27 protein-coding genes are annotated in these 24,746 nt (G+C 73.2%); 6 read left to right on the top strand and 21 right to left on the bottom strand.

Annotation, left to right across the window (positions count from 1 at the left end):
• Window positions 1-4: 4 nt before the first annotated feature.
• The 5 genes from PZC42_RS02745 to PZC42_RS02725 form a co-directional block, all read right to left on the bottom strand.
• On the bottom strand, window positions 5-625 hold the full coding sequence (locus tag PZC42_RS02745; RefSeq protein WP_277208135.1) for a copper resistance CopC family protein: 621 nt from the start codon (window positions 623-625) through the stop codon (window positions 5-7).
• Complete coding sequence (locus tag PZC42_RS02740; protein ID WP_277208132.1) at window positions 622-1,371, bottom strand: YcnI family copper-binding membrane protein; 750 nt, start codon at window positions 1,369-1,371, stop codon at window positions 622-624. The genes PZC42_RS02745 and PZC42_RS02740 overlap by 4 nt, the downstream gene beginning before the upstream one ends.
• 67 nt (window positions 1,372-1,438) lie before the next feature.
• On the bottom strand, window positions 1,439-2,110 hold the full coding sequence (locus tag PZC42_RS02735) for a hypothetical protein (RefSeq protein ID WP_277208130.1): 672 nt from the start codon (window positions 2,108-2,110) through the stop codon (window positions 1,439-1,441).
• Window positions 2,107-2,841 (bottom strand): ThuA domain-containing protein, encoded by a 735-nt coding sequence (locus PZC42_RS02730; RefSeq protein WP_277208128.1) that lies wholly within the window; start codon window positions 2,839-2,841, stop codon window positions 2,107-2,109. The genes PZC42_RS02735 and PZC42_RS02730 overlap by 4 nt, the downstream gene beginning before the upstream one ends.
• A gap of 63 nt (window positions 2,842-2,904) precedes the next feature.
• Window positions 2,905-3,495 carry a TetR/AcrR family transcriptional regulator gene (locus PZC42_RS02725; RefSeq protein WP_277208127.1) on the bottom strand — a complete coding sequence of 197 codons (591 nt, stop codon included), beginning with the start codon at window positions 3,493-3,495 and terminating at the stop codon, window positions 2,905-2,907.
• A 76-nt stretch (window positions 3,496-3,571) separates the two neighbouring features.
• Here PZC42_RS02725 and PZC42_RS02720 point away from each other — a divergent pair, with 76 nt between their 5' ends.
• On the top strand, window positions 3,572-4,021 hold the full coding sequence (locus PZC42_RS02720) for an anthrone oxygenase family protein (protein WP_277208124.1): 450 nt from the start codon (window positions 3,572-3,574) through the stop codon (window positions 4,019-4,021).
• Between the two features lie 23 nt (window positions 4,022-4,044).
• On the opposite strand, the gene PZC42_RS02715 is transcribed toward PZC42_RS02720, so the two are convergent.
• The 9 genes from PZC42_RS02715 to pdhA form a co-directional block, all read right to left on the bottom strand.
• Window positions 4,045-4,650, bottom strand: a complete 606-nt coding sequence (locus PZC42_RS02715; protein WP_277208122.1) for a thymidine kinase — start codon at window positions 4,648-4,650, stop codon at window positions 4,045-4,047.
• Window positions 4,651-4,702: 52 nt separating this feature from the next.
• Window positions 4,703-5,566: an HpcH/HpaI aldolase/citrate lyase family protein gene (locus PZC42_RS02710; RefSeq protein ID WP_277208119.1), complete on the bottom strand. Its 864-nt coding sequence runs from the start codon at window positions 5,564-5,566 to the stop codon at window positions 4,703-4,705.
• Window positions 5,563-6,084, bottom strand: coding sequence for a MaoC family dehydratase (locus tag PZC42_RS02705; RefSeq protein ID WP_277208117.1), 522 nt, complete (start codon window positions 6,082-6,084; stop codon window positions 5,563-5,565). The genes PZC42_RS02710 and PZC42_RS02705 overlap by 4 nt, the downstream gene beginning before the upstream one ends.
• A gap of 90 nt (window positions 6,085-6,174) precedes the next feature.
• Window positions 6,175-7,356, bottom strand: a complete 1,182-nt coding sequence (locus PZC42_RS02700; protein ID WP_277208114.1) for an acyl-CoA dehydrogenase family protein — start codon at window positions 7,354-7,356, stop codon at window positions 6,175-6,177.
• Window positions 7,353-9,416 carry an ATP-binding protein gene (locus tag PZC42_RS02695; protein WP_277208111.1) on the bottom strand — a complete coding sequence of 688 codons (2,064 nt, stop codon included), beginning with the start codon at window positions 9,414-9,416 and terminating at the stop codon, window positions 7,353-7,355. The genes PZC42_RS02700 and PZC42_RS02695 overlap by 4 nt, the downstream gene beginning before the upstream one ends.
• 5 nt (window positions 9,417-9,421) lie before the next feature.
• Window positions 9,422-11,065, bottom strand: coding sequence for a carboxyl transferase domain-containing protein (locus tag PZC42_RS02690; RefSeq protein WP_277208108.1), 1,644 nt, complete (start codon window positions 11,063-11,065; stop codon window positions 9,422-9,424).
• A complete protein-coding gene (locus PZC42_RS02685) occupies window positions 11,062-12,570 on the bottom strand; it encodes a dihydrolipoamide acetyltransferase family protein (protein WP_277208105.1) in 1,509 nt (502 codons plus the stop codon). The genes PZC42_RS02690 and PZC42_RS02685 overlap by 4 nt, the downstream gene beginning before the upstream one ends.
• Window positions 12,567-13,625 carry an alpha-ketoacid dehydrogenase subunit beta gene (locus tag PZC42_RS02680; protein ID WP_277208103.1) on the bottom strand — a complete coding sequence of 353 codons (1,059 nt, stop codon included), beginning with the start codon at window positions 13,623-13,625 and terminating at the stop codon, window positions 12,567-12,569. Before PZC42_RS02680 ends, PZC42_RS02685 begins: the two co-directional genes overlap by 4 nt.
• On the bottom strand, window positions 13,622-14,896 hold the full coding sequence (gene pdhA / locus PZC42_RS02675; RefSeq protein WP_306573488.1) for a pyruvate dehydrogenase (acetyl-transferring) E1 component subunit alpha: 1,275 nt from the start codon (window positions 14,894-14,896) through the stop codon (window positions 13,622-13,624). Before pdhA ends, PZC42_RS02680 begins: the two co-directional genes overlap by 4 nt.
• A gap of 183 nt (window positions 14,897-15,079) precedes the next feature.
• On the opposite strand from pdhA, the gene PZC42_RS02670 reads away from it, so the two are divergent.
• Genes PZC42_RS02670 through PZC42_RS02660 form a run of 3 tightly spaced genes read left to right on the top strand, consistent with a single transcriptional unit; the run spans window position 15,080 to window position 16,230 of the window.
• Window positions 15,080-15,553, top strand: a complete 474-nt coding sequence (locus tag PZC42_RS02670) for an Lrp/AsnC family transcriptional regulator (RefSeq protein ID WP_277208100.1) — start codon at window positions 15,080-15,082, stop codon at window positions 15,551-15,553.
• Window positions 15,554-15,593: 40 nt separating this feature from the next.
• On the top strand, window positions 15,594-15,824 hold the full coding sequence (locus PZC42_RS02665; RefSeq protein WP_277208098.1) for a FitA-like ribbon-helix-helix domain-containing protein: 231 nt from the start codon (window positions 15,594-15,596) through the stop codon (window positions 15,822-15,824).
• Window positions 15,808-16,230 (top strand): type II toxin-antitoxin system VapC family toxin, encoded by a 423-nt coding sequence (locus PZC42_RS02660; protein WP_277208096.1) that lies wholly within the window; start codon window positions 15,808-15,810, stop codon window positions 16,228-16,230. Before PZC42_RS02665 ends, PZC42_RS02660 begins: the two co-directional genes overlap by 17 nt.
• A gap of 18 nt (window positions 16,231-16,248) precedes the next feature.
• Here the strand turns inward: PZC42_RS02660 and PZC42_RS02655 are convergent, their stop codons facing one another.
• The 5 genes from PZC42_RS02655 to PZC42_RS02635 form a co-directional block, all read right to left on the bottom strand.
• Window positions 16,249-16,878, bottom strand: a complete 630-nt coding sequence (locus PZC42_RS02655) for a nucleoside/nucleotide kinase family protein (protein WP_277208094.1) — start codon at window positions 16,876-16,878, stop codon at window positions 16,249-16,251.
• Window positions 16,875-17,747, bottom strand: a complete 873-nt coding sequence (locus PZC42_RS02650; RefSeq protein ID WP_277208092.1) for a PfkB family carbohydrate kinase — start codon at window positions 17,745-17,747, stop codon at window positions 16,875-16,877. The genes PZC42_RS02655 and PZC42_RS02650 overlap by 4 nt, the downstream gene beginning before the upstream one ends.
• 16 nt (window positions 17,748-17,763) lie before the next feature.
• Window positions 17,764-18,825, bottom strand: coding sequence for an L-glyceraldehyde 3-phosphate reductase (gene mgrA, locus PZC42_RS02645; protein ID WP_277208090.1), 1,062 nt, complete (start codon window positions 18,823-18,825; stop codon window positions 17,764-17,766).
• A 12-nt stretch (window positions 18,826-18,837) separates the two neighbouring features.
• Window positions 18,838-19,173, bottom strand: coding sequence for a hypothetical protein (locus PZC42_RS02640; RefSeq protein ID WP_277208088.1), 336 nt, complete (start codon window positions 19,171-19,173; stop codon window positions 18,838-18,840).
• Window positions 19,174-19,743: 570 nt separating this feature from the next.
• Window positions 19,744-20,304: an AAA family ATPase gene (locus PZC42_RS02635; RefSeq protein ID WP_277208087.1), complete on the bottom strand. Its 561-nt coding sequence runs from the start codon at window positions 20,302-20,304 to the stop codon at window positions 19,744-19,746.
• A gap of 266 nt (window positions 20,305-20,570) precedes the next feature.
• Here PZC42_RS02635 and PZC42_RS02630 point away from each other — a divergent pair, with 266 nt between their 5' ends.
• Both PZC42_RS02630 and PZC42_RS02625 read left to right on the top strand, forming a co-directional pair.
• Window positions 20,571-20,855, top strand: a complete 285-nt coding sequence (locus PZC42_RS02630) for a hypothetical protein (protein ID WP_277208086.1) — start codon at window positions 20,571-20,573, stop codon at window positions 20,853-20,855.
• A gap of 81 nt (window positions 20,856-20,936) precedes the next feature.
• A complete protein-coding gene (locus PZC42_RS02625) occupies window positions 20,937-21,062 on the top strand; it encodes a MerR family transcriptional regulator (protein ID WP_277208084.1) in 126 nt (41 codons plus the stop codon).
• 532 nt (window positions 21,063-21,594) lie between these two features.
• On the opposite strand, the gene PZC42_RS02620 is transcribed toward PZC42_RS02625, so the two are convergent.
• Both PZC42_RS02620 and PZC42_RS02615 read right to left on the bottom strand, forming a co-directional pair.
• Window positions 21,595-23,190, bottom strand: a complete 1,596-nt coding sequence (locus tag PZC42_RS02620) for a UxaA family hydrolase (protein ID WP_277208081.1) — start codon at window positions 23,188-23,190, stop codon at window positions 21,595-21,597.
• A gap of 143 nt (window positions 23,191-23,333) precedes the next feature.
• The gene (locus PZC42_RS02615) at window positions 23,334-24,668 is read right to left on the bottom strand and encodes an ABC transporter substrate-binding protein (protein WP_277208079.1); all 1,335 of its coding nucleotides are present in this window, start codon (window positions 24,666-24,668) and stop codon (window positions 23,334-23,336) included.
• Window positions 24,669-24,746 lie beyond the last annotated feature (78 nt).

The following is a 24,746-nucleotide window of genomic DNA, read 5'->3' as shown; positions in this document are numbered from 1 at the left end:
GCCCTCAGTCGGAGCCGTCCCGCTCCGGTCCACGGCGCCGCGCGATCCGCAGCGCGAGCAGCACGGCCGCTCCGGCGACGACGGCGACCCCGACAGCGGCGCCCAGCAGGAGGGTCGGCGACACCTCGTCGGAGGTGCCGTCCGCGCCCGGGTAGCTGCCGCCGGTGCTTTCCGTGTCCTCCGCGCCCGGCGCCGCCGGGCCGCAGGTGGTCTCGTGGGCCCCGGTGGCCGACGGCGTGCCCTCGGGTGGCGCGTAGTCGAACGTGAAGTCGCCCGAGATCGGGTGCCCGTCCGCCGACACGACCCGCCAGGCCACGGTGTACTCCCCCGGCCCGCCGAGCTCGACCGGGGCGGAGACCACCGGGCCGGAGAGCTGGGGGCAGGCGGTCGCGTGGTGACCGCCGTCGGGAGCGGTCACCTCCACGACGGTGGACCGCCCACCCAGGTCGAGCAGCACGTCGTTGAACGTCACCGAGACCTCGTGGACGGTCGACGTGACGGTCTGGTCCTCGGCCGGCTCGGTGTCCACCACGTAGTTGTGGGCCGACGCCGGTGGTGCGGCCGTCGCGAGGGCGACGGCCGCACCGACGAGGGTCGCGGACCGCACGAGTCCGCGGCGGCTCATCGCGCCGAGCCTGCGGACCGCGTGCGCGACAGCGCCACGACACCGGTGACGGCGCCGACGAGCCCGAGGCCGAGCCCGACGGCGCCGAGCCACGCACCCGCCCCGCTCGCGCTGCCGGACGCCGCCGCGTCGCTGGACCCGCTGTCGGCCGCACCGGCAGCGTCACCGTCGGTGCCGCCGTCGGACCCGTGACCCGCCGACGCCGCGGTGACCGCCAGGACGGGTGCCGGGTGCGCCGGCTCCGCGTCTCCCTCGGCGACCTCCTCCCAGGAGACGGTCTCGCCGTCGGAGTAGGTCTGGTGGGCGGGCAGCACGATGCTCTCGACCTCGGGGACAGGACCGGCCGAGACGGCGAAGCGGCGGAACTCTCCCGGCGCGATCGCCGCGTCGGTGTCGTCCGCCGTCCAGACCACGGTGTCGACAACCTCGGTGATCTCGGCGCCGTGCACGGCGGCCGGCTCGTCGAGCTCCACCGTGGTGACGGTGGCCGTCCAGCCGGGGACGGGCTCGACGGAGACGTGGACGAACGGGGTGTCGGTGGGCAGGTCCACCTCGAGCTCGGTGGTGGAGGCGGTGTCGGACTCGTTCGGCACGCGGAAGGTCAGCAGCGTGTAGCGGCCGGCCTCGGCCTCGTTCGGGTCGACGGTCACGTGCGCGGAGGCTGCTCCGGCACCAGAGACCGCGAAGGTGACGCCGAGCAGGCCCGCGCCCCCGGTCGTGAGGGCGCGGCGAAGGAAGGTGTGCATGACAGGTTGCTCCTGGGTGGGTAGGGGGTACGGCGGATCAGACCCGCACCCCGTGCCGAGGAGCGGGTCAGGCAGCGCCGAGGGTGAAGATCGCGTCGGCGCGGCGGTCCGGTGCCGGCGGGCCGCGGAACCGCACGCCTCTGCCGAGCAGACGCGTCAGCGCCCGGGCACCGACGAGGTGATCGACGATGACCGCGGGGGCGCGTCGCGACGGGACCGGCAGCACCACGCGCTGGACGAGCAGGGAGACGGCGGACATCCACGCGACCACCCAGCAGGCCGCGTGGTCGCCGGACGCGAGGACCACGGCGACGAGGGCGACGGCGGCCACGTGCGCGGCGGTCATGAGCAGGCCGCCTGCCCCGTGCCCTGCGCCGGCCGCGGACGCAGCGGCGGCATCCACGGTGAGCTGCTGCGCGAGCGCTCCCGGGGCGGCGACGTGCGCGGCGTGCCCGGTCGTCGCGGCGGAGGTCGCGACGGACGGTCCGTGCGTGGCCAGCACCGACAGCTCGGCGTGCAGCAGGACCTGGAGCAGCCCGAGGACGGGCAGGAGCCGGGGCAGCGTCAGCGCGGTGCGAGCGAGCGCCACGGCGGCGGGCAGGACGGAGGCTGTCAGCACTGCGACCGCCAGGGCGCCGCGCGGCGTCCCACCCCCGGCCACGGCGTGCGCGGCGGTGGCCATGGCGAGCGAGGTGCTGCCGATCAGCAGGGCGCGCACCGGCAGCACGTCGATCCTCACGCCAGCAACCAGGTGGCCGCCCGCAGCAGCAGGTTCCTGTAGCCCGCGGAGTCGTAGGCCCGCACGTCGTGCCCGAGCCCGCTGTACACCGTGCGCCCCCCGTGCTCCTCGGTCGCCCACAGCACGGGCTGCAGCTCGCCGTCCTCGTCCGGTACCCAGCCGAGAACCTCCGACGACGGCGCCACCTGGAGCGCGCAGTACCGCTCGTCGAGCAGCTCGACCGAGGCCTCCGAGCCGGCGATGATCGGGTGCCCCCCGGTCGCGAGGGTGACCTCGGCCCGGCCGAGCGGCGGGTGGTACGAGGTCCCGGCGACCCAGCGACCTCCGAGCACCTCGGCCCAGCCCGACGCGTCACCGAACGTGTTCGCCGCCTGATGCACGGCGAGGACCCGGCCGCCGTCGCGTGCCCACGCCTCGAGCCGCTCGTGGAACGGCTCCCACGCGTCGTCGCCGGGCCCGATCCCGGCCTCGACGAACCCGGGCCAGGACGTGCCCGCGTTGACGACCAGCAGGTCGACGTCGTCCAGGTCGTCGAGCGCGTCGGGGAAGACCGAGCGCACGACGACGTCGGTCGCCCGCCCGCCGAGCTCCAGCTCGTCGAGCACCAGCGCCAGCCGGTGGCTGGTGGCGGCGTGATCGTGCCACGGGTCCTCGTAGCGGCCACGGCCGGTCAGCACCAGGACGCGGTGCGGGTTCTCGGTGTCGTCAGGCTGCGTCGTCGAAGCGGTCACCTCCTGATCCTGTCACGCCGTCTCAGCTTCTCGCGAAGCGATCGACCGATGCCCGGGAGGCTCTCAGGCGGTGAAGAGCCGCACGAGCTCGTCGACGCGCTGGGCCCGGCGCTCCGGTGGCATACGGCCGGCGTGCTGCAGGGCGACCAGGCCGTGCACTGCGGCCCACAGCACCTCCGCCGTCGTCTCCGGGTCCGACGACGGAGGTGCTTCGGCGGGTAGTGCGCGCAACGTCTCGGCGATCACCTCGAACGTGGCGCGCAGGACGGCAGGCGTGTCGGCGGACGCGAACGGCACGGTGACCGGCAGCAGGAACATCGCCTCGTAGGTGGCCCGGTGGCGGTCGGCGAAGTCGAGGTAGGTGGTGACGAGCGCACGCACCCGTGCGTCGTGCGAGGCGTCAGCGACCGAGCCGGAGTCCGTCAGCGCGGCCTCCATCTCGGCGAATCCCGCGAGTGCGACGGCGGTGACGATCTCGGACTTCCCTTGCGGGAAGTGCCCGTAGAGCACCGGCTGGCTGTACTCGATCGCGTCGGCGAGCCGGCGGGTCGTGACCGCTTCCCACCCCTCGTCCTCGGCGAGACGGCGGGCGGCGGCGACGATCCGGCCCCGTCTCTCGGCGAGCAGACGTTCCTTGGGCGCGGCATCGGTCACGACCAGAACCTAGCACCGCTAGCAGAAGGCTGCTACATTCCTAGCACTGCTAGATCATCGAGAGACGGAGCGCGTCATGAGTTGGTTGCCGGTCGTCACGATCGTGACTGTCGGGCTGATGGTAGGGGTCGAGCTGGCGGTCGCGTCCGTGGTCAACCCCATCGCCGATCGGCTCCCCGACAACGCCGGTGTGGTCGCCCGTCGGGAGGCCGCCCGCAGGCTCGGCCGGGTCATGCCGTTCTGGTACATCGGCTCGGTGCTGCTCACGGCGGGTACCGCGCTCACCCTCCCGGCGCGCGGGACCGGCGTGGCACCCGCCTGGGTCGCCGCGGCGCTGCTGGCCATCAGCATCGTCCTCTCCGTCGCGCTGCTGGTCCCGATCAACAACCGGTCGAAAGACTGGACTCCCACCACCGCCCCGGTCGACTGGCGTCAGCAGCTCCGCCGCTGGGACCGGCTCCACGGGGGACGGCTCGTGCTGATCGTGGCGGCCTTCGTGCTCGTGGTGGTCGCGGTCGCCCGCTGAGGCGGCCGGGCGGCGTCGGACCGCTACGGGTGCGCCGTCGCCCGCGGCACCCCGGGCGAGCCGGTGACGATCGCGGTCTCGGGCAGCACGAAGCAGCGGCGGCACAGCGCCTCGTAGGTGAAGGTGCCGTCGTCCGGGATCGGCTCGGACGCACCGAGCGGCTCGAGGAACGGCACCCCGTCGCTGAGCACCTGCGTGAACGCCGCGTGCAGGTCCTGGCAGCGGTCGCAGACGGCACGCCGGTAGCGCACCTCCGTGGGCCCCAGCTCGAGCAGCGCCCGGATGGTCGCGAACAGCTCGCCCCGGTGGTCCAGGTCGATGCCGCTCGCGATGACCCGGGTGCCGCGGAGCACCAGCTCCTCGACGACCCGCACGTCGGCCGGGGTGAACATGTGGACCTCGTCGATCGCGACGACGTCCTCGTCCGTGTGCAGCAGCGGCTCCAGTGTGTCCAGCTTGATCGTCGGCACCGACGCACCCGTGCGCGAGACGATCCGCGCGTCCCGCACGTGCCGTGCCGACTGCACGACGGCGCAGCTCAGCCGCGAGTACGCCAGCGGGGCGACCTGCGCGATGAGGTCGAGCGACTTGCCGGACTTCATCGGGCCGAGCACCAGCGACAGCTCCACCGCGGCACCTCCCTGCCGTCCGCGGCGGACCGGGCGTCCGCCGCACAGCACCCTAGCGCTCCGGCCCGGCGCGTCCCGCCGCCCCGTTCGCGGCACGGCTCAGCACCGCACGCGCGTGCCGCAGCAAGGGCTCGTCGACCATCCTGCCGCCGGCCCGCACCGCGCCGCCCGACGGCGGCACCCCAGCACCGTCGAGAAGGCTGCGGGCCTGCTCGACCTCCTCGTCGGTGGGCGCGTACGCCGCCCGCACCGCCGCGGCGTGCCGGGGGTGGACGCACATCGTCGCGGTGAACCCGCAGGCGGCGGCGTCCCGCGCCTCGGCCGTGACGCCGTCCAGGTCCTCCAGGTCGACGTGCACGGCGTCCACCGCGGCCTTGCCGACCGCGCCCGCGGCCAGCAGCACGGTCGACCGGGCGTGCCGGGCCACGTCACGGTACGTGCCGTCGGGCCGCCGGCTGGACGTCCCGCCGAGGGAGGCGACCAGGTCCTCCGCACCCCACGCCAGGGCGACCACGTCGGGGCGCATCGCGAGCGCCGGTGCGGCGAGCACACCGGCTGCCGTCTCGCACAGGGCGACCACGGCGTACGGGGCTCCGTCGGACCGCAGCAGCGGACCGACGAACCGGCCGTCCGCCTTCGGCAGCATGATCGTGGTGTACGCGGTGCCGGCGAGCGCCGCCAGGTCGGCCTCGTGGTCGGGCGTCCCGACGGCGTTGACGCGCACGATGGTCCTCGCCGGGTCGAGCGGCTGCTCGCGCAGGGCCCGGCGGGCGGCCGCGCGCGCGGCCGGGTCGACGCCGTCCTCCAGGTCGAGGATCACGCCGTCGGCCCGGTCCGCCGCCTTGGCGAACCGGTCGGGGCGGTCGGCCGGGCAGAACAGCAGCGCCGGGCCGAGGGTGAACGGTTCAGGGGTCACGGCGCCTCCCCGTCCGTCGGCCCCGGGGCCCGCTCGTGGCCGTCCTGTGCGTGCCCGTCGCGCGTCCACATCATCACGCTGCGCACCGCCCGGGCGACGACGGCGCCGTCCTGGTTGGTGCCGACGTGCTCCAGCGTGACGATCCCCGTGCCGGGGCGGGACCGCGAGAGCCGGCGGTCGCGCACCGTCGTGGCACCGTAGAGCGTGTCGCCGTGGAACATCGGCGCGGGGAACCGGACCTCCTCGAAACCGAGGTTCGCCACGATGGTGCCGCGGGTCAGGTGCGCGACGCTCAGCCCGACGAGCGTGGAGAGCGTCAGCATGGAGTTCATCAGCGGCCGGCCGAACGGCTGCGTCGCGGCCCACGCCGCGTCCAGGTGCAGGCCCTGCGGGTTCATCGTCATCGAGGTGAAGAGCACGTCGTCGGCCTCGGTGAGGGTGCGACCCGGGCGGTGCACGTAGCGCACGACCGGCTCAAGCTCGTCGTAGTACAGCCCCCGCTGAATCTCCTCACGCATCGCTCCACCCCCCGGCGCCGAGCAGGAGGTTGCGCCCGCTTTGACGGCGTATTCCGGGCGCAACCTCCTGGTCGGCGCTCATCTTGGTGCTCATGCTGTGAGGCCTAGGTCGCGGGCGATCACCATGAGCTGGACCTCCGTGGTGCCCTCGCCCACCTCGAGCACCTTGGAGTCGCGGTAGTGCCGGGCGACCGGGTTCTCGTTGAGGAACCCGTAGCCGCCGAAGATCTGCGACGCGTCCCGGGCGTTCGCCATCGCCGCCTCGGCCGACGTGAGCTTCGCGACGGACGCCTCGACCTTGAACGGCTTGCCGTGGGTGAGCTTGAGCGCCGCGTCCAGCCAGCACAACCGGGCGGCGTGCACGCGGGCCTGCATGCGCGCGATGGTGAAGGCGACGTGCTGGTTGCGGCCGATCGCGTGGCCGAACACCTCGCGCTCGCCGGCGTACCGCACCGCCTCCTCGAGGCACCCCTGGGCGGCACCGGTGGCCAGCGCCGCGAACGCGATCCGGCCCTCGTCGAGCGCCCGCAGGAAGTTCGCGTACCCACGGCCGCGCTCACCGAGCAGGTTGGTCGCCGGGACGCGCACGCCGTCGAACGTCAAGGGGTGGGTGTCCGAGGTGTGCCAGCCGACCTTGTCGTAAGGCTCGCCGACGGTCAGGCCCGGCGTGCCCGCGGGCACCAGGATCGAGGACAGCTCGGGCCGGCCGTCCTCGCGCCGGTCGGTGACGGCCGTGACGGTGATGACGCTGGTGATCGGGGTCCCGGAGTTGGTGATGAACTGCTTGGACCCGTCGATCACCCACTCCTCTCCGTCCGGCCCGTCGTCCAGCCGCGCCGTCGTCCGCGTCGCCCCGGCGTCCGAGCCCGCGCGGGCCTCGGTGAGCCCGAAGGCGGCGAGCGCCCGGCCGCTGGTCAGGTCCGGCAGCCACCGCTCCTTCTGCTCGGGGGTGCCGTGCCGGTAGATGGGCACGATCCCGAGGCCGACGCCGGCCTCGAGCGTCACGGCGATCGACTGGTCCACGCGGGCGAGCGCCTCGACGGCCAGGCACAGCGAGACGTAGTCCTCGCCCTGCCCACCCACCTCGCGGGGGAACGGCAGCCCGAACAGCCCGAGGTCACCCATCTGCGCGATGATCTCCATCGGCAGCCGGCGCTCGGTGTCGTACTGGTAGGCGGCGGGCGCGACCACCTGGTCGGCGAACTCGCGGACCGTCTGGCTCAGCTTGCGCTGGTCGTCCGTGAGGACGGTGGCGGCGGTGTCAGAGATCATGACGCTCCTTCGGGTTCGACGACGGCGACCACCTGGTCGAGGCGGACCTGGTCGCCCGGGTGCACCACGAGACGCAGGGTCCCTGCGGCGGGCGCGGTGAGGGGGTGCTCCATCTTCATGGCCTCGACGACGACGACGGCGGCGCCGGCGACGACGGGACCTTCGGCATGGGTGGCGGTCACCGTGCCGGGCATCTGCGCCCGGACCTCGGTGGGTCCGACGGCGGCTGGTGCGCCCGGCGCTCCGCCGCCGGCAGCGGCTCGCTCGCTCCGGCGCAGCGCGGCCCGGGCGGCGCGGTCCAGGACGGTCAGCATCGTGGCGCGCCCGTCGCGCGCGACCCACACGGTGCGGCCCTGCCTCAGCGCGGACACGGGCGCCGTCCGCCCGTCGAGCGTGAGCAGCCACCGGTGCGCCGGGCCACCGGCCGGCCGCAGGGAGGCGCGCACGCTGTCGCCGACCCCACCAACCGTCGCGGCGTCCCGCCCGCCGGTGACCTCGACGTCGTGGACCGTCCCGGAGGCGTCCCGCAGCGCGAGCCGGCGAGGGGTGTGTGCGGCGTTGAGCCGCCACCCGTCGCGGGCCCAGGGGCTCGCCACCACGCCGTCGCCGTCGGCCTCCGGCGCCCCCGCGAGCAGTGCCGCGACCACCACGGAGCTGTCGAGGTCGGCGTGCTGCCCGTCCCCCGCAGCCTCCGGCGACTCCGCGGGGGCGACGAACCGGTCGACCAACCCGGTGTCGAGCTTGCCGGCGCGGACGTCCGAGTCGGCGAGCAGGTCGCGCAGGAACCCGGTGTTGGTCTCGACCCCGAACACCGTGAGCCGGGCGAGCAGTCCGTCGAGCCGCGCGAGCGCCTGGTCACGGTCCACGCCGTGGGCGACCGCCTTGGCGAGCATCGGGTCGTAGTCGCCCGTCACCGTGTCGCCGCTGGCGATCCCCGCATCGAGACGCAGCGGGGAGGCTCCCGGCCCGGCGCCGGTACCGGCGTCGTCGAACACCTCCACGCGCCCCACCGACGGCAGGAACCCGCGGGCGGGCGACTCCGCGTACACCCGTGCCTCGATCGCGTGACCGGAGAGCCGCACGTCCTGCTGGCCGAACCAGAGCGGCTCACCGGCCGCGACGCGGAGCTGGGCCTCGACCAGGTCGAGGCCGGTGACCATCTCGGTGACGGGGTGCTCCACCTGCAGGCGGGTGTTCATCTCGATGAACGCGAAGTCCCCGGGCGCGTCCGCGGGCACGAGGAACTCCACCGTCCCGACGCCGACGTACCCGACCGACCGGGCCACCTCGCAGGCGGCCGCACCGAGCCGGTCCCGGGTCGCGTCGTCCACCACGGGCGACGGCGCCTCCTCGACGATCTTCTGGTGGCGACGCTGCAGCGTGCACTCGCGCTCGCCCAGGTGCACGACGGCGCCGCGGGCGTCGGCGAGGACCTGCACCTCGACGTGCCGCGGCCGCTCCACGAGCCGTTCGAGCAGCAGGCCGTCGTCGCCGAACGCCGACGCCGCGACCCGCCGGGCGGACGCCAGGGCCGCGGGCAGCTCGTCGGCCACGGGGACCACGACCATGCCCTTGCCCCCGCCCCCGGCGACAGGCTTGACGAGCAGCGGGAACCCGACGTCGTCCGCGGCGGCGACCAGGGCGTCGTCGTCGAGCGACGCGTCGAGGGTGCCGGGCAGCACGGGGACGCCACGGTCGGCGACGATCCGCTTGCCCGCGACCTTGTCGGCCATCGCCTCGGTCGCGCCGGCCGGCGGGCCGACGAACGCGATCCCGGCCCGCTCGCACGCGCGGGCGAGATCAGGGTTCTCCGACAGGAAGCCGTAGCCGGGGTGGATCGCCTCGGCACCGCTCCCGACGGCCGCCGCCACGACGGCTTCGACGTCCAGGTAGGCGCGGGCCGCACCGAGCGAGACCGCGACGTCGGCCTCACGCACGTGGCGGGCACCGGCGTCGGCGTCGGTGTGCACGGCCACGGCACGGATCCCGAGGCGGCGCAGCGTGCCGATCACCCGGCAGGCGATCTCGCCGCGGTTGGCGACCAGGACTGATGTGAACACGGGCCTCACATCCGGAAGAGCCCGAAGCGCGGGCCCTGCGTCGCCGGGAGCGGGGTGCGGGCGCACACCGCCAGGGCCAGGCCGAGCACACGGCGGGTCTCGGACGGCTCGATGATGCCGTCGTCCCACAGCCGGGCGGTCGCGTGGTAGGGGTTGCCGGCGGCCTCGTAGGAGTCGCGGATCTCCCGGCGGAACGTCTCCTCGTCCTCGGCGTCCCACTCCTCGCCGCGGCCGGTGACCTGGTCGCGCTTGACCGTGGCCAGCACGGCCGAGGCCTGCTCGCCGCCCATCACCGAGACCCGGGCACCGGGCCAGGTCCACAGGAACCGCGGGGAGTAGGCGCGGCCGCACATCGCGTAGTTGCCGGCGCCGAACGACCCCCCGACGATGACCGTCAGCTTCGGCACCCGCGTCGTGGCGACGGCGGTGACCATCTTGGCGCCGTCCTTCGCGATGCCGCCCGCCTCGGCGTCGGTGCCGACCATGAACCCGGAGATGTTCTGCAGGAAGATCAGCGGGACGCCGCGCTGGTCGCACAGCTCGATGAAGTGCGCGCCCTTGAGCGCGGACTCGCGCAGCAGCACCCCGTGGTTCGCCAGGATGCCGACGGGATGCCCGTGGAGGTGCGCGAACCCGCAGACCAGCGTGGCCCCGTACTCGGCCTTGAACTCGTGGAACCTGCTGCCGTCCACGAGCCGGGCGATCACCTCGCGCGGGTCGTACGGCTGCTGGACGTCAGCGGGCACCACGGCGTCCAGGCCCGCGTGCCCGGCATCCGGTCCGACGGCGGGCTCCTCCGATTCGACGACGGCCCACGCGGGCTCGGGGTCCGGCGGGAGCGTCGCGACGATGCGGCGCACGATGTCGAGGGCGTGCTCGTCGTCCTCGGCCAGATGGTCGACGACGCCCGAGCGGCGTGCGTGCAGCTCTCCCCCGCCGAGCTCCTCGGCGGTGACCACCTCGCCGATCGCCGCCTTCACCAGCGGCGGCCCGCCGAGGAAGATCGTGCCCTGGCCGCGCACGATCACCGTCTCGTCGCTCATCGCCGGGACGTACGCCCCGCCGGCGGTGCAGGAGCCGAGGACGGCGGAGATCTGCGGGATCCCCTCCGCGGAGAGCCGCGCCTGGTGGTAGAAGATCCGCCCGAAGTGGTCGCGGTCGGGGAACACCTCGTCCTGTCGCGGCAGGAACGCCCCGCCGGAGTCCACCAGGTAGACGCAGGGCAGCCGGTTCTCCAGCGCGATCTCCTGCGCACGCAGGTGCTTCTTGACCGTGAGCGGGTGGTAGGTGCCGCCCTTGACCGTCGGGTCGTTGCAGACCACCATCACCTGCCGGCCGCTGACCAGCCCGACGCCCGCCACCACACCCGCGCCGGGCCACTCGCCCACCTCGCCCGGGCCGGCGTCGACCCCGTATGCGGCGAGCGGGGAGATCTCCAGGAACGGGCTGCCGTCGTCGAGCAGCCGTTCGACGCGCTCGCGCGGCAGCAGCTTGCCGCGCCCCACGTGCCGTGCGCGGGCAGCGTCAGAGCCGCCTCGCGCTGCCTCGGCCGTGCGGGCGCGCAGTGCGTCCGCGAGCGCCCGCTGCGCGTCAGCGTTCGCCCGGGAGGCGTCGGCCGCGGGGTCGACGGCGGAGGTCAGGGTGGTCATGCCGCGCCCTTCTCGCTGTCGGCGTCCCCAGAACCGTCGGTGCCGCCGTCGCCGTCCGTGCCGCCGAGCAGCAGCGCGAGCCCGGGGTCGGCGAGCAGCGCCCCGAGGTCGGCGAGGAACCGGGCGCCCTGCTCGCCGTCGACCACCCGGTGGTCGAACGTGAGGCTGAGCGTCAGTGTCTGCCGCAGCGCGATCTCGCCGGCGTGCTCCCAGGGCCGCCGCGCGAGCCGACCGATCCCGAGGATCGCGGACTCGCCGGGGTTGAGCAGCGGCGTGCCCGCGTCGACCCCGAACACGCCCACGTTGGTGATCGTCAGCGTGCCGCCGGTGAGCCGCTCGGGGCGGGTACGACCAGCGCGGGCGGTCGCGGCGAGCTCGCCGAGCGCGCGGGCCAGGCCCACCAGGGACAGCTCGTCGGCGTGCGGCACGTGCGGCACCACGAGCCCCCGGTCGGTCGCGACGGCGATCCCCAGGTGCACGTGCGGCGGGCGCACGAGCTGCGGACCGTCGTCGGTCTCCTCCCAGCGGGTGACGAGCGCCGGGTGGTCCGGCAGCAGCGCGCACACGGCGCGGGCCACCAGGGCGAGCACCGTGAGCCGCGTGCCGGCGGTGCGCGGGTGCTCCCGCAGCCGCGCCAGCAGGTCCGTGAGAGCCGTGACGTCGCAGGTGAGATGGACCGTGGCCTGCGGGATCGCGACGCTGGCGACCATCGCGGCGGCGGTGTGCTTGCGCACGCCGCGCACGGGTTCGCGGCTCTCGGCGGGCTCCGGACGGCCGTCGGCGTGCGGGGCGGGTGTGCCGTGCGCGGCGGCCTCGACGTCGTCGCGGGTGATGCGCTCGTCCGGGCCGGTACCGGTGACCTGGGTGAGGTCCACGCCGAGCCGCTTGGCCATCGCCCGCACCCCCGGGGTGGCGCGGCGGGTGGCGGTGGCGCGCGGTGCCACGCCGTCCGACGGCGGCACCCCGGGGGCGGGGACCGGCTTGCGGGGGCGGCGGGTCGGCCGTCCGCGGCGGGCCGCCCGGGCGCCGTACCCGACGAGGTTGGGCCGGGACTCCTCGGCCGCCTCCTCGCCGGCACTGCCCGCGGGGGCACTGCCCGCGGAGGCACTGTCCGCAGAGGCACTGTCCGACGATGCGGACGCGACGCTGCCGGAGGCCTCGGGCTCGGCGCTCTCCTGACCCGCATCGCCCGGCTCGGCGCCGGCGGGCTCAGCCGCGGGCGTCTCGCGAGGCGCGGGCTCCGGCGAGCCCGCCGCCTCCTCCACCTCGAGCTCGAAGGTGACCAGCGGCTCGCCGACCTCGACGATCTGCCCCTCCTCGGCGTGGAGCACCGAGACGACGCCCGCGTACGGCGAGGGGATCTCGACGAGTGCCTTGGCGGTCTCGACCTCGGCGATCACCTGGTTCAGCGTGACGGTGTCGCCCGGCCCGACGCGCCACTCGACCACCTCGGACTCGGTCAGCCCCTCGCCGAGGTCCGGGAGCAGGAACTCCTGGGTGCTCATGCCGCCACCTCCCGCCCGGCGCCCGCGCCGGCCGAGGCCACGGTAGGCACGTCCAGCGGGACCCGCCCCAGCACCTGGTCGATGCCGTGGCACACCCGGTCCAGGTCCGGCACGTGGTGCCCCTCGAGCTTGGCGGGCGGGTAGGGCACGTCGTGGCCGGTGACCCGCGCGGGCGGCGCCTCGAGGTGCTCGAAGCACCGCTCGGTCACCGTCGCGCAGATCTCGGCGCCGACACCGGCCTGCCGCGGCCCCTCGTGCACGACGACGAGCCGTCCCGTGCGGCGCACGGACCCGGTGACGGCGTCGACGTCCCAGGGCGAGAGCGAGCGCAGGTCGATCACCTCGACGGACGCGCCGTCGTCGGCCATCGCCTCGGCCGCGTCGATCGCGGTGGCCACGTGCGACCCCCACGTGACCACGGTGACGTCGCGGCCGGGCCGCACCACGTGGGCAGCACTCATCGGCGGGGCGTCGGCGAGGTCGACGGCGGCGTCCACCTCGCCCTTGACGTGGTAGAGCCGCTTGGGCTCGAAGAAGATCACCGGGTCGTCGCAGGCGATCGCCTGGCGCAGCACCGTGCTGGCGTCCTGCGGGTTCGACACCGACACCACCCGCAGCCCGGCCGTGTGTACGAAGTACGCCTCCGGCGACTCGCTGTGGTGCTCCGCCGCGCCGATGCCGCCGGCGACCGGGATGCGGATCGTCAACGGCATGGGGACCGCGCCACGCGTGCGGGAGTGCATCTTGGCGACCTGGCTGACGATCTGGTCGAACGCCACGTAGACGAACCCGTCGAACTGGATCTCGATCACCGGCCGGTAGCCGCGGTACGCCATACCGATGGCGGTGCCCAGGATCCCCGACTCGGCCAGCGGCGTGTCCATCACCCGCCGAGGACCGAACTCGCGCTGGAGCCCGTCGGTCACGCGGAACACACCGCCGAGAGCGCCGATGTCCTCCCCGAGCAGCACCACGTGGTCGTCGTCCGTGAGCGCCTGCCGCAGGCCCGCGTTGAGGCCCTGCGCCAAGGTCAAGGTCTGCGTCGAACCGGTCATCGGTCCCCCTCCTCGAAACCGTCGAGGTAGCGGGCGTACGCGTCCCGCTCGGCCTCGAGCCCGGCGTGCGGCTCGGCGTAGACCTCCTCGAAGATCGCCGACCACGACGGGTCCGCGATGGTGGTGACGCCGGCGCGCAGCTCGCCCGCGACGGCATCGGCGGCAGCCTGGACGCTGGCCTCGCCGTCGTCGTCGAGCGCACCCTCGCCGCGCAGGTAGGCGGCGATCCTGCTGACCGGGTCGCGCGCCTCCCAGTGCTCGATCTCGGCGGACGTGCGGTAGCGCGTGGGGTCGTCAGCCGTGGTGTGCGGGCCCCGGCGGTAGGTGACGGCCTCGATGAGCGTGGGCCCGCCGCCCGTGCGGGCACGGTGCAGCGCCTCGCGGGTCACGGCGAGCACCGCGAGGACGTCGTTGCCGTCCACCCGCACGCCCGGCATGCCGTAGCCGCGGGCGCGCTCGACCAGCGGCACCTTGGACTGCAGCGAGACCGGTTCGGAGATCGCCCACTGGTTGTTCTGGCAGAAGAACACCACCGGCGCGGACCAGGTCGACGCGAACGTGAACGCCTCGGCCACGTCGCCCTGGCTCGTGGCGCCGTCGCCGAAGTAGGCGATGGCGGCCTCGGTCGGTTCCTGCCCGACGGCGGTGCCGGCGTCGGGCGAGGGTCGTCCGGCCCGCTCGGCGTCGGCCATGATGCCGACCGCGTACCCGACGGCGTGCAAGGCCTGGGCACCGATGATGACCTGCATGGGAGCCATGCGTGCCTCGTGCGGGTCCCATCCGGCGCCGGTGACACCGCGCCACACGCGCACCAGGTCCGCCCCGGCGATGCCGCGCACGTGGGCGACGCCGTGCTCGCGGTAGCTGGAGAACACGAAGTCGTCGGCGTCCAGGGCGCGGGCGGAACCGATCTGGGCGGCTTCCTGGCCGAGCAGCGGGGGCCAGAGCGCGAGCTGTCCCTGGCGCTGCAGGGCGGTCGCCTCGGTGTCGATGCGGCGCACGACGACCATGTCCTCGTAGAGGCGCAACAGGGCCGCATGGTCGACGTCCTCGACCCAGTGGTCGTACGTCGCGTCCGGGCGGCGCACGCCGTCGGCGTCGATCAGCCGGACGGTGTCGCCGGGGTCGAGACCCTGGGGCGTCGTGACCGGGGAGACGGTCGCGGGCGCATGGTCGCGCGCGCCGCCGTGGGCGCTGTCCACCGAGGCCTCGTGCGCTTTCCCTGCTCGTGACAGGTGCTTGCGGGTCCTCGGATCCGTGGTGCTGGGCATGGGTGGCCTCACCTCGCATCGGAGCCGGCGCTCCTCGTCGAGCGCCGTTGTGTCGAACGTAACGCTGCTGCGTCACACCGCACCACCGCCGTCGAACGCGCTGCGCACCATGCTCTGGGGCGTGGCCCCGGGCTGAGCAGAGTGCTCAGCCCGGAGCGCATCGTGAGCGGATAGGCTGAGCAGGTGCACAGCATCGACGCCGTGGACCTCGCACTGCTGAGGGCGCTCTCCCAGGATCCGCGCGCGACGACGGTCGCCCTCGCGCAGCGCCTGGGCATCTCCCGCAACACCGTGACCGCACGGCTGACCCGGCTCGAGCAGGCGGGCACGTTCCGGGAGTTCGACCGCTGCATCGACCCGGCGGTGCTCGGCCACCCGCTGACCGCGTTCATCGAGGTCACGGTGCACCAGCAGGACCTCGCCCGGATCGTGACCGAGCTGGCCGAGATCCCCGAGGTGGTCCAGGCCTACGGGCACAGCGGCGCCGCCGACCTGCGCGTGCACGTCGTCTGCCGGGACACCGACCACCTGTTCCGCATCGACGCCGCCATCCTGCGCATCGACGGGGTGCTGCGCACCGAGACGGCACTCTCGATGGGCGAGCTCATCCCGTTCCGCATCCAGCCGCTGGTGGAGAAGCTCCGCCGCGGGCTGTGAGTCGCATGCACTCTGCAGGCACCCACAGTAGAATGCTGGCATGGTCTCCCTGACGATCCGCGACGTCCCCGACGAGGTCCGCGACGAGCTCTCCGCACGGGCCGCCCGCAGCGGCCGGTCGATGCAGGAGTACGTCCTCGCCGCCCTGCGGGACCTGACCGCGACACCCGATCAGACCGAACTCATCGCGCGCATCCGTCGGCGCGCGCACACGCGGCCGCCCACCGACGTCGACGCGGTGCTCCAGGACCTCGATGCCGACCGACGCTGACCCCTCACGGCACCGAAACATCGTTCTCGACGCCAGTGCCGCCTACGTCCTCCTCATGGACCCCGGTGAGCCTGGCGACCGGATCGCTGCACGCCTCTCGGGCACGCACGTCGCGGCACCCGCGCTGCTTCCCTTCGAGGTGTCCAACGTGCTGCGCCGGCAGTGGTCGGCGGGGCACCTCACGCGGAGCGAGGCGGCGACCGCCTTGGACGACTTCCACGACCTGGCCGTGAAGCTCTGGCCGTTCGCGGCGCTCCACCCACGTGTCTGGGAGCTCGGCGGTTCGATGACGTCCTACGACGCCGCGTACGTCGCCCTGGCCGAGCTGCTCGACGCGACGCTGGTCACCTCGGACGCCAGGCTGTCCCGGTCGAACGGTGCCCGCTGCCCCATCGAGGTGTACTGACTCGGCGCGTCAAGCAGATCAACCCGCGAGCCCGACCACCAGGTCGGCCCCACCCCGCGTCGCCTCGATGAGCTCCGCGTTGACCTGGTCCGACCCTCGCGCCCAGCGCCGAGCCTCCTCGGCGCTCTTGCCGAACGCCTGGTGCCGGGCCTCGAGGCGTGCCAGCCGGACGTCGTCGGGCACCTCGACGTACCAGACCTCGGCCAGACAGGACCGAGCGGCAGGCCAGGCCCCCGTGGGGGCGAGCAGGTAGTTCCCCTCGGTGACCACGAGCGGCACCTCGGCGGGCACCTCGACGCCGGCAGCGACCGGCTCCTCGATCTCCCGCCGGAACACCGGGGCGTAGACGGGCGGGTCGCCGGGGCGCGCGGCGGCGAGCCGGGCGATCAGCGCCGCGTACCCGGCGTCGTCGAACGTGTCGATCGCGCCCTTGCGGTCGCGGCTGCCGTGCGCGGCCAGCACCGCGTTCGACAGGTGGAAGCCGTCCATGCCCACGCACACGGCCAGGTCCGGCCCGAGCTCCTCGGCCAGGGCGAGAGCCAGCGTCGACTTGCCGGACCCGGGCGCACCGACGATCCCGAGGATCGCGCGCTCGCCCGGCGTCGCGAGCCCGCGAGCCCGCTCGACGAGCTCCGCCGTCGTGCTCACCGGCGCACCTCGGCGGGCACCTCAGCGAGCCAGGCGCGCGGGCCGACGTGCGCCACTCGGGTGCTCGCCACCCGTGCCGCCGTCGCGCAGGCCTCGGACAGCGCGGCCCCGCCGGCCAGTGCGGCGGCGAGCGCCCCGTGAAAGGCGTCGCCCGCGCCGAGCGTGTCGCGGACCTCCGCCTGTGGCACGTCGACCGTCCCCGATCCCTCCGGACCGAACCACTCCACCGGCTCCCCACCGTGGGTGACCACGACGGCACCGGCGCCGAGCGCCCGGGCACCCGCCGCGCCGTCGTCGTGCCCGGGGACGGCGAAGTCCGCCGACAGGGCCGCGACGTCCGCGGTGGGCAGGAGCTCGGCGAACAGCTCCCGCCACCGCCCGGCGTCCAGCACCACGGGCGGGCGGCGGTCGAGGGTGTCGAGGTGCTCGACGACGGCGCGAGCGATCGCCGGGTGGTGACCGTCCAGCAGCACCAGCTCGGGCGTCGGGAGCTGCGGGAGGTTGCCCGGCGCGGGCGCGTCGGCGAGCGCGGCGTCCGCCGAGACGACGGACCGCTCCCCCGTGGCGTCGTCGACCAGCACCGCCGAGACGGCGAGCGGGAAGGCCTGACCACCGACGACGTCGTGCACCTCGACGCCGTGGGCGGCCAGGTCGCTGCGCGCCGCCATCGCGACCGGCCCGTCACCGAGCGCGGTGACCAGGACGGCCCGCACCCCCAGCGCCGCGGCGGTCACGGCGGCGTTGGCCGCGGGGCCGCCCGCGGCCACGTCCTGCCGCACGGCCGTCACCTTCTCGTCGCTGCCCGGCCGCCCTGTGGCGCGGTGCACGACGTCGAGCGTGGTCAGGCCCACGAACCAGCAGGTGCTCATCCGAGTCCTCTGCCGGTCAACGGCCGGTGCCGTCGACGGCGTACGGCTCGATCGCAGCGACCTCGTCCTCGGTCAAGGGCCCGGCCGCGAGCGCGGCCACGTTGTCCTCGAGCTGGGCCACCGAGGAGGCGCCGATCAGCGCGGAGGTCACACGCGGGTCGCGCAGGACCCACGACAGCGCGAGCTGGGCGAGGCTCTGCCCGCGCCCGGTCGCGATCTCGTTCAGGGCCCGGGCCCGCTCGAGGTAGGTCTCGCTCAGCGCGTCGCCCGTGAGGAACGGCGAGTCGGAACGGGCCGCACGCGACCCCTCCGGCGCCGAGCCCGCGAGGTACCGGCCGGTCAGCAGCCCCTGCTGCAGCGGGGAGAAGACGATGGTGCCCACGCCCAGGTCCTCGACGGCGTCGAGCAGCGACTCGCTCTGCTGACCGTCGTAGGGGTCCTCACGCTCGGCGATCTCGATGTGGCGGTTGAACATCGAGTAGCTCGGCTGGTGGATGAGCATCGGGGTGCCCAGGTCCTCGAGGATCTGCGCCGCCTCCCGGGTGCGCGACGGCGAGTAGTTGGACACGCCGACGTACAGCGCCTTGCCCTGCGCGACGGCGGCCGCGAGCGCGCCCATGGTCTCGGTGAGCGGCGTCGAGGGGTCCGGGCGGTGGTGGTAGAAGACGTCGACGTAGTCCAGCCCCATCCGGGCCAGCGACTGGTCGAGGGAGGACAGCAAGTACTTGCGCGAGCCGTGGTCACCGTACGGACCCGGCCACATGTCGTAGCCCGCCTTGGTGGAGATGACGAGCTCGTCGCGGTACGGCCGCAGGTCCGTGGCCAGGTGACGGCCGAAGTTCTCCTCCGCCGAGCCGTAGGGCGGGCCGTAGTTGTTCGCCAGGTCGAAGTGCGTCACGCCGAGGTCGAACGCGCGGCACAGGATCGCGCGCTGCGTCTCCAGCGGGTTCACGTGCCCGAAGTTGTGCCACAGACCCAGCGACAGCGCCGGCAGGTCGAGCCCGGAGCGTCCGGTGCGCCGGTAGGTCATCGAGTCGTAGCGGGCGTCGTCGGCCAAGTAGCGCGGTGCGAGAGGCATAGGAGCATCTTGTCAGAGCAGCGTCATCGCCAGCAGCGGCGCCGGGACGGCCCACACCGCTCCGCTCGTGTCCAGGATCGACTCCGTCGCGAGGATTCCTCGCTGGTACTTGCCCACGATCACGCGGGCCTCGCTCTTCCAGCCGCGCGAGACCCACTTCGACTCGATCGGCACACTCATGACGGTCCCTGCGTCGGACGGCATGGGGATCGGTGCCAGGTCGATCTCCCGGTCGTTGCTCGTCCGTACGTATCCAATGGTGTCACCAGCCAGCCATCGCCCCTCGGAGCGGGCGTCCACCGAACGCGCGAGGTGCACACCGATGGCCTGTTCGGTCAGCGACGTCATGTCGGGCGCCGTCGACCCACCACGTAGACGTGACGGCAACCACGAGAGGACCGGATCGGTGAGGTAGTGCTTGGACTGCGTTCGAGGCACCAGCGCTCCGGAGTCGTCTCGCTGAGGACAGCGCAGCACGGCGTGCGACGACACCATCCGCGTCAGCCGGGTCTCCAAGGCCGCCCGAGTCCGACCGAGGGTGATCGCCGTCGGGTTGACCGCCAGCGGACTCGTCGCGCGCTCTGACAAGGCCTCCAGCAGCAGGGGCACAGATTCGGGTGTGCTCTCCGGGTCCACGTCCCGATGCAGCCACGCCTGAAGGTTCTGCAAGTACGCATCCGAGACAGCACCGTTCCGGACGTACTCGGCCACGGCGCGCGGAAACCCCCCACACTCAGGAACTGCTGCCAAGCCAGGTCGAACTCGTCGACGAACAATCCCGTCTCGGCGAGCTGGGCCCGCGTCTCGTGGCTCTGCAGGTGACCGGGATGAACGCGTGACAGAGCAGGGAGGTTCTCGCGCGTGGTGCTGATGAACTCGCGGAAGCTCATCGGCAGGAGAACTCGGCGGCGGCGTGTCTCAGAACCTGCCCGGCCAGCCATGAGGTTGCCCTCGACATCCTCGTCCGGATCCCATCGGGACCCCGTGGCGATGACCGTGTCGTGCGCGAACGCCGTGTTGTCCCGCGCGTCCTTGAAGACCGACGTCCAACCACGCACCGAAGGTGATCTCGTCGAAGAGCCACACCCGAGGCCGCGCCCCGTCGAGATCGACCGACTCGGTCATGCTGCGTGCCAGTGTGAGTACTCGGCGGACGTCCTGCAGCGTCAACATGTCACACGGCACGTGGATGATCTGACGGGGATCGACATCACCCCGCTCGCAGAGCGCCTCGGCGAGCTGCAGCATCGCGACGGACTTGCCGATGCGCCGCGGCCCCGACAGGACGATCAACCGATCGCCGAGCGGATCCGTCGCGACGTCGTCGAGCACTCCCGCCCGATACCCGATGTCGTAGCTTGCCAACCCCTGGAGCACAGGGTGCCGATCGGTCCAGGCGGTAGCCTCTTCGCCGAGCACTTGTGCCTTCCACCAGGGGTTTCGCTCACCGAGGTGTTGCCGGATGGAGTCGCCGCGCATGTCAAGACGGCAGCATGGCATTCATTCAAGGGGGAGGGTCGAGTGCATCTGACTTCATTCAAGGGGGAGGGTCGAGTGCACCTGACTTCATTCAAGGGGGGTCCGGGGCCGCAGAAGGCAACGAAGCGCGTCATTCTCACGGGCCGGCAGCACCCGTCCGCGACATCCCCGTGCTCGGCCCGGACCCAGCTGATCAGCGTGTGGCCCGCCTGATGCCGGTCACACTTGATCCGAACGAGAGCCGGACCAGCGGAACGGAGCGACAGATGGACGACGACGGGACGAGTCGACCCGGCACGCCGCGGTCGGCCGAGTGGGCGGTCGCGCTCGGCGTGGCAGGGCTGGCCTGCGCCCTCGTTCCCATCGTCGGCGACTGGTTGGCCGCGCCCCTCTCCGTCGCCGCGATCGTGCTCGGCTCCCTGGGCATCCACGTCGCCGAACGGGACGGGCGCCCCGGCACCGTCCGCGGGCTGGTCGGGGCGATGATCGGGGTGGTGACCCTGGGGGCCGTGCTGTTCTCGCTCGCGGCCAAGATCGGGCACCCGGCCTGACCGCTGCTCCGCCGTCGTGACGCCGTGGAGCAGCCCCGCAGCACTTGACCCTGACACAGTGGGAGACGGGAGAACGGTGTCATGTTGTCCATCGGAGCGTTCGCGCAGATCGGCCAGGTGACCCACCGCATACTGCGGCACTGGGACACCGCCGGCCTGCTCGTGCCCGCCCACGTCGACGAGTCGGCCTCGACGACATCGCGCTGATCCTCGCGGACGGTGTCGACGCCGGACGCCTGGCCGAGCTGTTGCAGGTACGGCGCGCGGAGGTCGCCCGGGAGCACACCCTGGCGACGGAGCGGCTCGTCGACGTGGGACGCAAGCTCCGGCTCATCGAGGAGGAACACGTCATGACCAGCATCGAGATCGTCGAGAAGTCGCTGCCCGCCGTCCGGCTCGCGGCGCGAACCGCCGTCGTCGGCGCCCAGCCGGAGGTGTCCGCCGTCGTCGGCCCGTCCTTCGACGCCGTGGCGACGGCGCTCGCACCGGCTGAAGGGCTCCTCGAGACGCCGATCGCCCAGTACGACATGGGCGAGGACGGCCTACGTGCCGTCCGGACCGTGCCGCGAGCTGTACGTGCGCGCGGAGCCGGACGGCGAGCAGAGCGACTGGGTGACCGAGCTGCAGCAGCCCGTCACCCGCCCCTGACGACCACCCTCGTCGTGGTGTGGGCGCGATTTCTGGACTCGCAATCCCGGCATAGCCGGGCACATCGGGCCAGAAATCGCGCCCACAACCATCAGGTGACGGCGCCGAGGTGCCAGGGGATGAACTCCTCGGCGCCGATCTCCAGCTCCTCGCTGACCGTTTGTTCGCCGGACGCTACGGCGAGGATCTTCGCCAGGATCTCCGCGCCCACCTCGTCGAGCGACGCGGTGCCGTCCACGATCCGCCCGGCGTTGAGGTCCATGTCCTCCGCCATGCGGTCGTACATCGGGGTGTTGGTCGCCACCTTGATCGACGGCGTCGGACGGCACCCGAACACCGAGCCACGCCCGGTGGTGAACACCACCATGTTGGCCCCGCCAGCCACCAGACCGGTCACCGACACCGGGTCGTAGCCCGGGGTGTCCATGAACGCGAACCCGCGGTCGGTGATGGCCTCGGCGTAGTCGTAGACGGCCGTGAGGTCCGCCTGGCCGCCCTTGGCCACCGCGCCGAGCGACTTCTCCAGGATGGTCGTCAGCCCACCGGCCTTGTTGCCGGGCGACGGGTTGTTGTCGAGCGTGCCGCCCCCGGCAGCCATGTAGGACCGCCACCAGTCGAGCTGGTCGAGCAGTTTCTTCGCCACCTCGGGCCGCGTCGCCCGGGCGGTGAGCAGGTGCTCGGCGCCGTAGACCTCCGGGGTCTCGGCCAGGACCGAGGTGCCCCCGTAGCCCACGATCCGGTCCGAGGCCCAGCCCAGGGCGGGGTTGGCCGTGATCCCGGAGTAGCCGTCCGAGCCACCGCAGTTGAGCCCCAGCACCAGGTCGGAGACGTCGCACTCGGTGCGTCGCCGAGCGTTGACCTCCGGCAGCATCGACCGGACCGCTTCGACGCCGGCACGCACCGAGGCACGCACGCCGCCCGTCTCCTGGATCGTCATCGTGCGCACCACGGTGTCGTCAGGAATTGCGGCGAGCAGCCCGGACGCCTCCTGCGGACCTGGCGCGCCGATCCCCGGCATCCCGAGGTCGGCGACGGACCCGGACCTGGCCGACAGCGCCGACCCGGGCACCATCTCGCACCCCAGCCCCAGCACGAGCAGGCCGGCGACGTTCGGGTGTGCGGCATACCCACGTAGCGTGCGCAGCAGCACCTGACCGCCCTCGGAGTCCGGCACCAGGCCGCAACCGCTGGTGTGCGTCAGCGCGATGACACCGTCGACGTTCTCGAACTGGTCCAGGGCCGCGCCCCGGAACTGCTCGGCGATCATCTTCGCCGTCGACGCCGAGCAGTTGACGCTCGTGAGGATGGCGACGTAGTTGCGGGTGCCCACCCGGCCGTCCGCGCGGCGGTACCCACGGAACGAGGGGCGCGGCCCCGGAGGCAGGGCGAGCTCGGTGTGCGTGCCGCCGAGCGGCGCCTCCCGCTCGCCGGGGTCGAACCCGAGGTTGTGGGAGTGCACGTGCGCGCCGGTGGGGATGTCCCCCGTCGCCACACCGATGACCTGGCCGTACTTGTGCACCGCGGATCCCGTGGCCACGGCCCGCAGCGCGATCTTGTGGCCCCGCGGCACCGCGTCGAGGACGACGACGACGCTCCCGTCCGGCGCGACGGCGCGGTCATGGGGCGTCAGGTCACGCGTGGCGACGGCGACATCGTCACCGTCACGCAGCACGAGCAGGTCGTTCATCGGGTCTCTCTCCTCGACATGGCGACGGCCCCACCGGTCGGCAGGGCTGGGACCGTCGGGTGCGGGGCCGCCGGAGGTTCCGGTCGACGACCCCGCACCCTTCGGGTCAGGTGAGCCGTGGCATCGGCTCGGGCCGAGGTGGATCAGGAGGTGGCTGCCTCGACCTGGGAGAGGAACGCCTCGGCGGCCTCGTCCGGGGTCATGGAGCCGAAGAGCACCTCGGAGTTGATGCGCGTGATGATGTCCTGGACGTCACCCGCGCCGTTCGGCGGCACCGCCGGGCCGTCGATGATCTCGTCCTCGAGCTCGGCCATGAACTCCGCCACCCTCGCGTCGGCGTCCTCGAGGTCACCCAGGATCGCCTCACGGACCGACAGGTTGGACGGCAGGCCGCGGTCGGTGAGCTGCAGCGCGGCAGCCTCGGGGTCGTTGAGCAGGAAGTCGACGAACATCGCCGACTCCTCCGGGTGCTCCGTGGTGGCGGAGACCGAGTAGAACATGGCCGGCTTGAAGTACATGCCGGTGCGGTCGAACTCGCTCTCGCCCGGGATGCGCATCAGCTCGAGCTCGTGCCCCGAGGCCGAGCTCAGCGCGCCGAGCTGGTTGGACCACCAGACGCCCATCGCGCCCGAGTTGGTGCCGAGCAGCGAGCCCTCCGGGCCGGCCGCCTGGATCTCCGTGGTCCGCGATCCGTCCGGGGAGCCGCCGTTCTCCTGCAGGTCGAGCCCGATCTGGAAGAACTCCGACACGGTCGCGGCGTCCACGCCGAGCGAACCGTCCTCGGTGTAGAGCGTCTGGCCCTTCTGCCGGGCCAGGATGTTCAGGCCGGCCTCGTTGAAGCCGATGTCCTGCACGCCCCAGACGCCGTCACCGGCTGCCTCGGAGATCTGGCCGGAGACCGCGACGAAGTCCTCCCAGGTCCACGTGGTGTCGTCCGGGACGTCGACGCCCGCGTCGGCGAAGACCTGCGGGTCGGCGACCACCGCGTAGGCGTTCACGCCCGTGGCCAGGCCGTACAGCTCACCGTCGACGCGCCCCGAGTCGACGATGTTCTCGGGGATCTCGGAGGTGTCGATGTCGAGACCTTCGAGGTCGGCGAGCACGCCGCGGTTGGCGTAGTCGGCGATGAACCGCTCCTCGTGGGTGAGGACGTCAGGGGTGTCCCCACCGGCCACGGTCGTGGCCAGCTTGTCCCAGTAGCCGCCCCAGTCGGTGAAGTCCGGGACCACGGTGATGCCGGGGTTCTTCTCCTCGAACAGGTCGATGATCTCCTGCGTGGTCTGGTGACGCTCGTCCGAACCCCACCAGGAGAAGCGGATCGTGACGTCGCCGCCGTCGCCGGAGGCCTCGGTCTCATCACCGGACTCGCCCGGGATGCCCGAGTCGCCGGAGCAGGCGCCCAGCGCCAGGGCGCCGGCCGCCGTGAAGGCGATGAATGCGGCGCGGGTGCGTCCTGGCCGTGTGGTCGTGGCTCGCATGGTTCTCCTTGTGTGTGCGTGACGAGAACGTCGTCGTTGTCATCGAGCAACAGCCCCCACCGTCGAGGGCCTGGATCG

Origin of the sequence: Isoptericola croceus (genome assembly GCF_029382255.1) — a bacterium.
In the GTDB taxonomy this organism is placed as follows: domain Bacteria; phylum Actinomycetota; class Actinomycetes; order Actinomycetales; family Cellulomonadaceae; genus Isoptericola; species Isoptericola croceus.
Note: the sequence above shows the minus strand (reverse complement) of the source record. Positions and strands in the feature narration are given on the sequence as shown.